This is a genomic window from Spirosoma migulaei (genome assembly GCF_054776855.1).
In genome coordinates this window covers 210,400-222,473 of record NZ_BAAHBG010000011.1, presented here as the reverse complement: position 1 = coordinate 222,473, position 12,074 = coordinate 210,400, and the positions used below count along the sequence as shown (strand labels likewise).

Annotated in this window: 5 protein-coding genes; 3 read left to right on the top strand and 2 right to left on the bottom strand. The window is 49.9% G+C overall.

Annotated elements, in window-relative coordinates; genetic code table 11:
• Window positions 1–88: 88 nt before the first annotated feature.
• Window positions 89–4,177 (bottom strand): hybrid sensor histidine kinase/response regulator transcription factor, encoded by a 4,089-nt coding sequence (locus tag ACYVGO_RS14720; protein ID WP_460969912.1) that lies wholly within the window; start codon window positions 4,175–4,177, stop codon window positions 89–91.
• A 393-nt stretch (window positions 4,178–4,570) separates the two neighbouring features.
• Here ACYVGO_RS14720 and ACYVGO_RS14715 point away from each other — a divergent pair, with 393 nt between their 5' ends.
• From ACYVGO_RS14715 to ACYVGO_RS14705, 3 genes are all read left to right on the top strand, one after another.
• Window positions 4,571–5,875, top strand: coding sequence for an SGNH/GDSL hydrolase family protein (locus ACYVGO_RS14715; RefSeq protein ID WP_460969911.1), 1,305 nt, complete (start codon window positions 4,571–4,573; stop codon window positions 5,873–5,875).
• Between the two features lie 124 nt (window positions 5,876–5,999).
• Window positions 6,000–7,724, top strand: a complete 1,725-nt coding sequence (locus ACYVGO_RS14710) for an FAD-dependent oxidoreductase (RefSeq protein ID WP_460969910.1) — start codon at window positions 6,000–6,002, stop codon at window positions 7,722–7,724.
• 336 nt (window positions 7,725–8,060) lie between these two features.
• Complete coding sequence (locus tag ACYVGO_RS14705) at window positions 8,061–8,999, top strand: alpha/beta hydrolase (RefSeq protein ID WP_246859257.1); 939 nt, start codon at window positions 8,061–8,063, stop codon at window positions 8,997–8,999.
• A 37-nt stretch (window positions 9,000–9,036) separates the two neighbouring features.
• On the opposite strand, the gene ACYVGO_RS14700 is transcribed toward ACYVGO_RS14705, so the two are convergent.
• Window positions 9,037–11,892, bottom strand: a complete 2,856-nt coding sequence (locus tag ACYVGO_RS14700) for a family 78 glycoside hydrolase catalytic domain (protein ID WP_460969909.1) — start codon at window positions 11,890–11,892, stop codon at window positions 9,037–9,039.
• Between the last annotated feature and the right edge of the window lie 182 nt (window positions 11,893–12,074).

Here is a 12,074-nt window from a genome sequence, read left to right as displayed (position 1 = left end):
CCCTTTCCCACCCATACACGTTCAGATTGGGGGCAGATGTCGTCGGATTCGGGGCATTTTAGGCGCAGAAAGGGGGAAAATGCAGAAATCAGGCGTTTTTCACGCGGCTGGCAATGAATTCGGAAGGCGTTTGCTGGTAGAACTCTTTAAACACAATGGTGAAATGAGAAGGTGAATTGAAGCCGACCAAATCGGCGGTTTCGGCTACATTGTTCCCCAATCCCAGCAATTCGGTCGCTTTCCGAAGTCGATACTGACGAATTAGATCGGCGGGGGATAATTGGATGAGTTGCTGCACTTTTCGGTACAGCGTCTTTCGGTTCATGGCCAGTTGGTCGGCCAGCCAGTCGACACTGATCGAGGGATCGTCCAGATGCTGTTCCAACAGGGCATAAATCCGCAACAGAAACGGATCGGCTATCACTTCCTGGGCTTTTACATTGGACACGGGGCTACTGACAGGCAAAGCAAACTGCTGCCGATAGTGCTCACCCAGTTTCTGCTGACGGGAAACCAGATTACGCAGGCGTAGATGCAGTTCGTCCAGACTAAAGGGCTTGGACAGGTAATCGTCGGCTCCCTGCTGTAGCCCGTCAATCCGGCTCTGGGGGGCCGTTTTAGCCGTTAACATCACGACCGCAATATGGTCGGTATCGGCATGGCTCTTGATCAGGCGGGTGAGTTCAATCCCATCCCGTCGGGGCATCATCACATCGGTCAGCACCATATCGGGTAGTTCGGTTTGAACGAGCGCCCAGCCAGCTTCTCCATCTACTGCCTGGAGCACATGGTACAACGATGCCAGCTCCCCCATCAGGAATTCCCGCAACTCGTCATTATCTTCTACGATCAGAATACTCGGAAGCGAAGTCCCCTTCACAGCAAGCGAATTACTAAGGCGGGGGGGCAGTGACGTTCGTTGATCGAGGGTCTCAAGTTTAGGAGTTACCAATCTAATTTTAGGGATCTCGCCCGTTGCTGCCGATACAGGCTGCACAGGAAGTAGCAGGTGAAACGTAGTTCCCACTGTCAACTGACTCTCTACGGTAATGGAGCCACCCAGTAAGCCAACGAGCTCGTGAACCAGCGCCAGCCCAATACCTGTACCTTCATAAGCGCGGGTACTGGAGGTATCGGCCTGATAAAATCGGTCGAAAATATGGGGAAGCTGCTCTGGCGCAATCCCGATCCCCGAATCGACCAGCCGGATAGCCAGCGCATTCATCTCACTGCCTGTCCAAACGGGCGTACCCGTAAGCGTTACCTGGCCACCGGCGTCGGTGAACTTGAGCGCATTCGACAACAGATTGGTCAGAATTTTTTCCCACTTATCGGCATCGAATACGTACTCCTGAGCCGGTAAACCAGCCACCTCACACGTGAGGGTTACCCCTTTTTGCTCCGCCATCCGCTGGAATACGCCAACAATCGGGTCAATAAACTCCAATACGTTCCCCTGCATAAGCGAAACAGCCATGTAGTTCCCTTCCAGCTTAGACAAGTCTAAAAGCTGGTTGATGAGCCGCAGCAGTTGCTCGGCATTACGGTGAACCAGCGTCAGCATCGGTCTATCAAACCGATTTTCCTGAAGCAGTTTTTCCACCGGCGATAGAATCAGGGATAAAGGCGTCCGAAACTCATGGGTAATATTGGAAAAGAAACGAGTCTTCAGTTCATCGACAGCTTTGAGTTGCTCAGCCTCCCTCCGATTGAGCTCAAGCTCCTGTCGTTGCCGGAGTCGATTGGTATAAAACCGGATGTAGCCCCAAATAGCCCCTCCGGCCAACAACACATACAGCCCATACGCCCACCAGGTAGCCCACCAGGGAGGCATAACGATCACCTGAACCGACGCTTCATTTTTGGTCCAGAATCCACTGCTATTAGCGGCTTTTACCCGAAAAGTGTAGGTGCCTGGCGCCAGACTGGTATAGGTAGCTACGCGCCGGTTTCCAGTCTGAACCCAGTTCGGATTGACCCCAACGAGTTGGTAGGCATACTGGTTTTGACCGGGCTGCTCATAGGCCAGAGCCGAAAACCCAATCGACAGCATGGTCTCGTCGTGTTTCAGGCGAATTATGTTGTCAGTGATGACTCGGGGCTTATCCATGACGGTCAGGTCGGTGATATAAACCGGGAACGGGCGGGTATCCGTCAGAATTTGATTGGGATTGAATTGAACGATGCCGTTCTCGGTCCCAAAAATCAGTTGGTTGGCTTGCCGAAAGACGGCGTTATGCTTGAAGTCATTACTGGGCAATCCATCCGAAACCTCATAACTATGAATGGCTCGGGTTATGGGGTCAACCTGACAAAGTCCCTCATTGGTACTCAGCCAGAGTTTGCCCGTCCCATCACTGGTAATACCGACAATGCTGGTTCCCGGTATGCCCTCTTCGCGAGAGATTACCGAAAAGATACCCGTCCGCCAGTTAAACCAGTGCAAACCGCCCAGATGGGTACCAATCCAGATGGTACCTTCCTTGTCTTCGTGAATGGACAGCACGTCGTTGGTGGTCAGTTTGCCTTTACCCCCCGCCATATAGCGAATAAGCTGACCCGTTTTCGGATTCAGCCGACAGATACCCAACCGGTTAACCAATATCCACACCTCTCCGAACTGGCTTACCATAAGCCCATAAATTGCCTTATCGGGAATGCCGCCCGTATCACCGGGCTTGTATTTATAATAGGTGTACTGATGCGTGCGCGTGTTGAACGAGGCCACACCGCCATCCCCCCCGATCCAGAGATTGTCTGCTGGCTTACCATCAAGATACTGAAGATCAATAAATTGGGCCGGAATGTCGGATGGATACCGGGTGTACTGACCAGATGTCTGATTGAGGTGATATAGCCCGTCGTTAGTACCGAACCAGATGCCATCCGCCCCGTCGGACAGGAAACTAGTTACGGGATTTGTATGGGTTCCAACCCATCCCAGCTTGTCCATCTGGATACGGTCGAGCTGCTGCCGATTAGGCGATAGTCGGTAAACAGTGGATAAGTTGCTAAACCAGAGCTGTCCCCGCTTGTCCCTGAATACCGCGTTGGCTCTGTTCTCAGGCATTGTGGCCATGCGCTCATTTGGCCTTACCCGATACGTCTGAAACGGTTTTGTGTTGACCGCCTGCCGGTCAATTCCGTTATCGGTCCCTACCCAGAGCATGCCCGCCCGGTCGTGGTATACAGCCTGCGCGTTGCTGCTGCCAAGTCCCTTCAACAGGTTTGGATCGGTCTGGTACGTAACAACTTTATCCGTAGTGGGATCAATTCCCTGAAGGCCATTGGTGGTACCCACCCACACAATCCCCGACGAATCCCGATGGATTGTATTTCGCCAGATATACGGGTTAAGCTGTCCCCCCGGATTATAGGGAACCGGGTGCCAGGGCTGGTGACGAAGGTCCAGTTTAAACAGACTGTACCCCGCCGTGGCCGCACCAATCCAGAGTACGTCTTCTTTATCGAGGTAAAACGAAAGAAACGAAGGCTGAGGGCCTGCCAGCTCAGGAACCGGTACCAGCGTATAACGCCCGGTTGCCCGATCAAGGAGGTACAGACCCTGATGGGAGGCTACCCAAAACCGATGCTGTCGATCTTCAAATGCCGTTTTAATCGGCATTTCCGCTTTGGGTGAAGGATATAATCTGAAGTTATGGCGCGCAGGATCATAGCTGGCCAGCCCTGCAAACGTCCCGATCCAGAGCAGGTTCCGGCTATCTTTATAAATGGTAATCTGGTTATTCCATTGATTGGCCCTTGCCGCTTTAATAGGATGTGGCGTAACAAGCCCGGTTTTCGTGTTTAGTTCATGCAAGCCTCCCCCTTCCGTAACCGCCCACAACTGGTTGGAATCGCCCTCGCACAAGCTCGTAATGATACTATTTTGGAAACTATGGGCTGGCTGTTGGGGATTGGGTTGAAAGACGGTAAAGGTAGCGCCGTCGTATTTAGTCAGGCCTTCGTGGGTGCCAAACCACATGTAGCCAGCCCGATCCTGAAGAATACAGTTTATTGAATTACTGGATAAGCCGTCTTTAATCGATAGATGTTCAAACTGATTAGCGATGGGGTATTGAGGAGACTTCTTTTGATACCTATCTGGAGAAGGATAGGACTGAGCTAGTGCCTGCATAAGTGGAATGAGCAGGAACGCTAGAAAGTATGGGCGCATTCTAAATGTTAATAGTAGGTTAAGCTTCTCTAAAACTAAGTATATTTACTTAACTACCACCTGCGTTCATATTTATTTATTAATATTCTATAATTTATCCAATATAACCCTAAAAAATATACCTTTTTCGATATATAGCGTACTTAAAATATAGCGTATATGGGACTGTTCGTGTAGTGAATACCCTCGCCAAATTTGAATGGCTGTTACGTCAGCTACAATTGATACGGTAAACGTTTCCCCAAAAAGCCTTTTCCTCAATAAGCTTTCGGCATCTGTTCAGGAGAAATTGGCTCCGCTGCTGCTGCCAATGCCATTGGCTGAGCTTTCGAATGATTCCAGTGTAATCCAGAATTCCGGCCACGAAGCCATAGTATCCTCATTATCAACGAAATGAAAAATATCATTCTGTTAGTACAAGCATTTATTATCACAGTAGTAATCAGTTGGGGCTGTCAAAAACCCCTGTCAACGAGTAGTACACATCCTTCAAAAAACAGCTCGATGGGGATTCCCGAATTTCACCAGCGGGTTGGTTTACCAAACTTCTTTCAGAGAATTAATGAAGGGCAGGACGTTAAGGTAGCCTACTTTGGAGGCAGCATCACCGAAGCGGGCGACGGTTGGCGGAGCCTTACCTTTAACTGGCTCCGCATCAACTACCCCCATACACCGTTCACCGAAATCAACGCAGCGATTGGCGGTACGGGCTCTAACCTGGGCGTCTTCAGACTGGAACGCGACGTGCTGGCCCAGAAGCCCGATCTGGTCTTCGTGGAATTTGCCGTCAATGATTTCGGGCGGACTACCCCGCAAATTCAGCAGTCCATGGAGGGAATCGTTCGGAAAATCTGGAAAGCAAACCCTACTACCGACATCTGTTTTGTGTATACCGTAGCCGAAAACGTATTACCCGATCTGCTGGCGGGCAAATTTCAGGCATCAGCCCAGGCCATGGAAGCCATAGCCGAGCACTACCAAATTCCCTCTATTCACATGGGCGTGGAAGTAGCCCGGCTGTATAAAGAAGGCAAGCTGGTGTTTACCGGGAAGCCAGACGAAAATCCCGGAAAAATTGTGTTTACAACGGACAAAACGCACCCCTTGTCCCGGTCAGGCCACCCCATTTACGCGAGTGTGGTACGAGGCCATTTTGAGGAAATGCAACGAGTTTCTGGTGCAAAACCCCATGCGCTACCAATCCCGCTGGTTGCCGATAATTGGGAAGGCGCTCAGTTAATTTCCCTCTCTGAACTGCCTTCCTCAGCGCATTGGCAGAAACTCCCGGCGGAGAACGAGCTTGCCCGATCGGTTTCTAAATTCATGCCAGCCCTCTACAAAGCATCGTCGCCAGATGCGGTCCTGCGCATTAAATTCAAGGGAACCACCCTAGGATTTTATGATGTGGTAGGGCCGGGCGTAGGGATTCTGGATGTAACACTGGACGGAGACAAAAAGGAAGTTCAACGCTTCGACCAGTATTCTCACTATTACCGAAAATTTAGCTTTTACCTGGAAGGACTACCGGATATAACCCATGAAGTAACCATCCACGTATCGGGAAAAGCATTCGACAAAGCAAGTATTCTCCAAAAGCGAAACATCAAAATCGACGACCCCAGCCGCTATGCCGAAACGAGCTGGTATCTCAGCAATTTACTACTGGTGGGTACGTTAGAATCCATTCAATGGAATTGAGTGTGGTTCCTTAAAGGGCTACATACGCCATATCTTGGAGATATGGCGTATGTAGCCCTTTAAGGAACCACACAATAACTAACTCATTTTTAATAAATTATCACCAAACCCAATACTCCTCCTCATGCTTTCACCTGCACAGCTCTTTCCAGTATCGCTTAGCCGATTTAGCCGAAACTGCTCGGTAATTATCGGGCTGGCAGGCCTTCTTATTGTCCTTCCTGGCTACCGAAAACCCGCAAAATTCCCACAGGCGGTGGTGCAAAATGCCGAGGTGCGGCACTCCGATGTGATCATTTACGGCGGTACATCGGCGGCTGTGATTGCGGCTGTCCAGGTGAAGAAAATGGGTAAATCAGTTATTGTAGTTTCGCCCGATAAACACCTGGGCGGACTGTCGGCGGGTGGGCTTGGCTTTACGGACACGGGCAACAAAGAAGTTATTGGCGGCCTATCCCGCGAGTTTTATCAGCGACTCTACCAGCACTACCAAAACGACAAATCCTGGCCGTGGCAGCAACGAAGTGAGTATGGTAACAAAGGTCAGGGAACGCCCGCTATTGACGGCACCAACCGAACCATGTGGATTTTTGAACCCCATGCTGCCGAGCAGGTATTCGAGGACTTTGTGAAGGAAAATAAGCTGACCATTTATCGCGACGAATGGCTGGACCGCTCGGCAACGGGCATTCAGAAACAGGACGGTGCCATTCGTTCGTTCCGAACACTAAGTGGTACGGTATACGAAGGAAGTGTATTCATCGATGCCACCTACGAAGGCGACCTGATGGCGGCTGCGGGTGTTCGTTACCACGTGGGTCGGGAGGCCAACAGCGTGTATAATGAGACCCATAATGGTGTGCAGGTAGGTATTTTTCAGCACGGCCACTTTTTCAAAAAAGATATCAGCCCTTACAAGGTGGCGGGCGATGCAAAAAGTGGACTCCTGCCCGAAGTATCGGCTGATGAACCAGGCCCGAACGGCACAAGCGACCACAAAATTCAGGCCTATTGTTTCCGTATGTGTCTGAGCAATCATCCTGACAACCGGGTTCCATTTGCTAAGCCTGCGGGCTACGACCCCAATCGCTATGAACTGCTGGCACGTGTTTATGCCTCGGGCTGGCGCGAAACCTTCGATAAGTACGATCCCATCCCCAATCGTAAAACTGACACCAACAACCACGGCCCGTTCAGTACCGATTACATCGGCAAAAATTACGATTACCCCGATGCTACCTACGAACGCCGGAAGGCGATTATTCGGGATCATGAACTATATCAGAAAGGGTTGCTCTATTTTTTGCAGAACGACACACGCGTACCAGTCGATGTCCACGAAGCCATGCAGCAATGGGGATTACCTAAGGATGAGTTCAAAGACAATGGCGGCTGGCCGCACCAACTCTATATCCGCGAAGCCCGCCGGATGCTGGGTGAGTTTGTTATGACCGAAGCAGACGCACTTGGGAAAACCAATGTACCAAATCCGGTGGGCATGGGCTCCTATGCGCTGGATGCTCATAATTCCCAGCGATTCGTAAAAAAGGACGGCTTTGTCCAGAATGAGGGCGACATCGGCGTTCATCCCGACAAGCCTTATTCCATTGCGTATGGCTCTATTCTGCCGAAGGCAGCGGAATGTACTAACCTGCTGGTACCGGTTTGTGTATCGAGTTCACACATTGCCTACGGTTCCATCCGCATGGAGCCCGTGTTTATGATTCTGGGCCAATCGGCCGCAACAGCCGCAGTGCTGGCCATTGACGGTAAGACTTCCGTTCAACAAGTCCCTTATGATAAATTGAAAGAGGTGTTGCTCAAAGAAGGTCAACGGCTTACTTTGTGAAGAAATCAAGTATTATTAACCACAGAGCGGTCCGCCGTTGCGGCACAGAGTACACAGGGATTGAAAAATTAATAATAAAGAACCTGTTTAAACTTATTTTCTTATAGCTCTAAGCTTTTGCTTAACCGCAGAGAACGCTAAAACAACTCCGCAGAGGTCTCAAAGAAATTCACTCAACTACTTCGCGCACTTTGCGGAGTTACCTTTGCGTTCTTTGCGGTTAAATTGAAAAGTTTAAACAGACTCAACTATTCATATCCGCACTGGTGATCCAGTCTGTGTTCTCTGTGCCGCAACGGCGGACCGCTCTGTGGTTAATAATTTCACCAAACAACTATGCAAATTCACTCCCATTTCTGCCGTACCATGAAATTCAGTTTTTCTATTTTCCTACTGACAGTAGCTGGTACGGTTACAGCTCAACAAATTATCCCCTTGTATTCAGGAGCCATCCCGAACGCTACGTCGTATACGATGAAGGAAATAGCGTCGGAAAAAGACGGTAAAGTTTCCTGGTACCAAAAAGTGTCGAAACCCACAATGACTATCTTTTTGCCTCCTAAAGAAACAGCCAGTGGCGCGGGGGTGGTTATTTTTCCGGGTGGGGGTTATTCGGGGGAAAGCTACGAGGGAGAAGGCATTTTAATCGCTGAAACCTTTGTCAAACATGGGGTTGCTGCCTTTGTGGTAAAATACCGGTTACCCAGTGACTCGATCATGGTCGATAAAAGTATTGGCCCGCTCCAGGATGCCCAGCGAGCCATAAAAGTAGTGCGGGAGCGAGCAACAGAATGGGGCCTTAAACCCGACAAAATAGGGATCATGGGGTTCTCGGCGGGTGGCCATCTGGCGTCTACCGCCGGAACGAAATTCGGTGAACCGCTTATCGACAATACCAACAAAACCAGCTTGCGACCCGATTTTATGATTCTCATTTATCCCGTCATTTCCATGAACGAGACCCTGAGTCATAAAGGGTCAAGAACGAATCTGCTAGGGGCCAAACCAACTGCCGGGCAAATAGAACGATTCTCCAATGAACTGCACGTAACCAATCAAACCCCGCCCACCTACCTCACCCATACCGGTGATGACAAAGTTGTGGATGTAGACAATAGCCTAACGTTTTATGAAGCCCTCCGCCACCATAACGTACCCACCGAGCTGCACCTATACCCCACCGGCGACCACGGCTTCATCCTAAAACTCCCCACCGAAGAATGGATGCAACCCCTGTTTGTCTGGATGGTCAAAAACAGCTGGGCAACCCGGTGATCTCCCCTAAAAATAAGCAGACCGAACTGACGTCAGCCTAATGCTGGGCCGTGAATTGATACCCTCCCGAGCCAGCTTCCAGCTGTAAATACCCGTCTTTAAACTCCTTTACGGTAATACCTGGGCTCATCTTTATTGCTTTCTTGTTGACCAGAACGGTAGCTGGATTTGTGGTCGGGATGAACACACTGGCAACGGTATTTACGGGTACTTTAATGGTCAGCGTAACCGTTTTCCCGGACTTTTTCCAGGCTGATTCAATAGGCCCGTTGATCGAGTGATAGGTAGCTTTTACGTAAGTCAGGCCCATGTTGGCTATTTCCGGTCTGATCGTGAATGTTCTGTACCCGGCTTCCCCAACTTTGAGGCCTGCCGCATTACCAAACAACCATTCATTTACCGCGCCAAAAGCGTAGTGGTTGAACGAGTTCATACCGGCATTATTTTCAAACCCTTTTCCCTTGATATAGCTGTTCCAGCGCTCCCAGATTGTATTGGCTCCATTAACCACTTCAAATCCCCAGGATGGGTATTCTGTGCTCAGCAGTAATGTATAGGCTTCATTGCTATGCCCCGTACTTGATAACGCTGGCAATAAGGGCTTTACGCCCAGAAAGCCCGTTGAGAGTTTATTATTGTTTGCCTTAATGAGATCAACCAGCCAGTTGCCTGCCTGCTGGTACTGATCAGGTTTGAGCATATGCATGTAAATGGCATTGGCATAAGCCGTTTGAGTATGCCCCTCAAAGCCCATTTCCCCATCTACATAGCCGTTTCCATCGCCGTAGGCCGCGCTATTCGTTTTGAACTTCCCGGTTGCGTCGGTATAGTGCGCTAAACAGGCCTGTTTAACCTTGCTAAAAATGGCTTCGTAATACGCCGATTCCTCCTGCTTACCAATCGCCTTGGCCATGTCGGCCATCATGGAAGCCACATAGCCATAATAGAGAGTTGCCAATAGATCGGGGGGTGTTTTTTTACCAACAGAGAGCCAGTCGCCAAATCCACCTTTCGGTGAAATATCCTCGAAACTGGCCTCTTTATAGACGTACTGGCCCTTGCTCTTGTCCTCCATAAACTTCAGATAGGCAACCATATTTGGCCAGAACTCCCGAATCACACGCGTATCTCCATACGTTTTGTAAATCGTATAAGGACAAATGATACCAGCCTCCGACCAGCCCGGCGAGTACGTATCCGTTTTCCGAACGTTGGGTGCGGGCGCATAAATCGGGTACGACTTATCAGCGCGTTGGGCATCATTCAGGTCGACCAGCCATTTTGTAAAAAAGGCTGAGATGTCGTTGTTGAAGGTGGCGGATTGAATATAAGCCTGCGCATCGCCTGTCCAGCCGAGCCGTTCATCCCGCTGTGGGCAATCTGTAGGCACATCGAAATAGTTGGACCGTTGCGTCCAGACAATATTTTGGTAGAGTTTATTCACCAGTTTGTTATCTGTTTCGAAAGCACCGGTTTCGGGGGTGGCCGACGTTAACACGATACCCGTAATGGCATCCAGGCTGGGGGCTGTTCTGAACCCGGATACTTCCACGTACTGAAACCCGTGATAGGTGAATTTAGGCGTCCAGGTTTCACCCTGTTTGGCTCCTTTCAGTATGTAGGTGTCGGTGGCTCTGGCTTTCCGAAGGTTTTCCGTCATGATGTCTCCATTCGGGAATAACACCTCGCCAAACCGCAGTCGAATGGTATCGCCTTTATTTCCTTTTACCTTAAGTTGTACGATGCCGGCAAAATTCTGGCCCAGGTCAAAAAGGTATTTCCCGCCTGATTTTGGCGTAACGGATTTAGCTTTTAACGCCTGAAAAACCTGAATTGGATTACCAGGATAAGCGTCAAGCCGACGGTCTGCCTTATCGGGAAAAATGCGGCTCGTCTTCCAGTTCGAATCGTCAAATCCAGCTTTACTCCAATTGTCAAACTCCAGATTGGCGTTATAGGTTTCGCCATTCAGGATATCCGCTTCAATGATCGGTCCGTGATTCGTTTTCCAGCTTTGGTCGGTCGCAATCGTTTGTTTTTCGCCGTTGGTATACTCAATGTCCAGTTGGGCTTTCAGCAGGGGAACAGTACCATAGAAATTTTTCACGACCGGGTTCCCCACCAGCAACGCATAACCCAGATACCCAGCGTACCAGCCATCCGAAATAATGGCTCCAAAGGCATTTTCGCCCGCTTTTACGTCGGCCGTGACATCATACATCTGGTAATAGACTCGCTTGGTATAATCGGTCCAGCCGGGCGTAAAGTAGTCGTTTCCAATGCGCTTGCCGTTGATCTGAAATTCGTACAAACCTAAGGCCGTCACGTACAATCTCGCTCGTTTAATGGGGCCTTTTAGTTTCGCTTCTTTCCTGAAAAAAGGGGCTGGTGGCAAGTGATAGATTTTCCCTTTCCCCAAGGCAGTCAGGTCATTACCTATCCATTCGGCCTGCCAGTCAGATTTGTTCAGCAGACCCATTTCCCAGCTTGCGGTTGCACTCCATGGGCCAGGCTGGCCGCTTTTATCCCAACTCCGGACTTTCCAATAACACCTTGTTCGAGAGGAAAGGGGCTTTCCGGCATAGTCGATTTGATTGGTGGCATTCCCAGGCACTTTCGCTGAATTCCACAGATCGGCCTTGTCGGAAGCCAGCAAGTTCGGTGATGACGCGACCATGATCTGATAGGCCGTTTGTCGTTGACCGCTTACAGTAGAGGTTAGCTCCCAGCTTAAACGTGGCTTCTGGGCGTCAGTTACTGGATGTGGTTTATATTCCGTCCGCAGGTTAACTGGCTTTATATCCGATGAACTGGCAACCGATTGACTACAGGCGATGGTCATACTAAAAATCATCAGGGCAACGACCTGGGCAATAGACGGGCTAACTTTCATGGAGCAGGTAGTGATTTGAGTAGAAAGACCTTTTCCGGTAAAGTCTAACGGGGCAATGCTCCACGAGCAGGCTATTTCAACATGTTGCTTAAACTTTTGTTACGTATCGTACTACGGTCCACGGTCCGGCAAACGTTTACGATCAAGCCTGTTTTTTCAAGAAATACGTTATCCGATCAATA

Excerpts from the sequence above, each read along its gene's own strand:
- ACYVGO_RS14720 (WP_460969912.1), bottom strand. The coding sequence starts at position 4,177 with ATGCGCCCATACTTTCTAGCGTTCCTGCTCATTCCACTTATGCAGGCA.
- ACYVGO_RS14715 (WP_460969911.1), top strand. The coding sequence starts at position 4,571 with ATGAAAAATATCATTCTGTTAGTACAAGCATTTATTATCACAGTAGTA.
- ACYVGO_RS14710 (WP_460969910.1), top strand. The coding sequence starts at position 6,000 with ATGCTTTCACCTGCACAGCTCTTTCCAGTATCGCTTAGCCGATTTAGC.
- ACYVGO_RS14705 (WP_246859257.1), top strand. The coding sequence starts at position 8,061 with ATGCAAATTCACTCCCATTTCTGCCGTACCATGAAATTCAGTTTTTCT.
- ACYVGO_RS14700 (WP_460969909.1), bottom strand. The coding sequence starts at position 11,892 with ATGAAAGTTAGCCCGTCTATTGCCCAGGTCGTTGCCCTGATGATTTTT.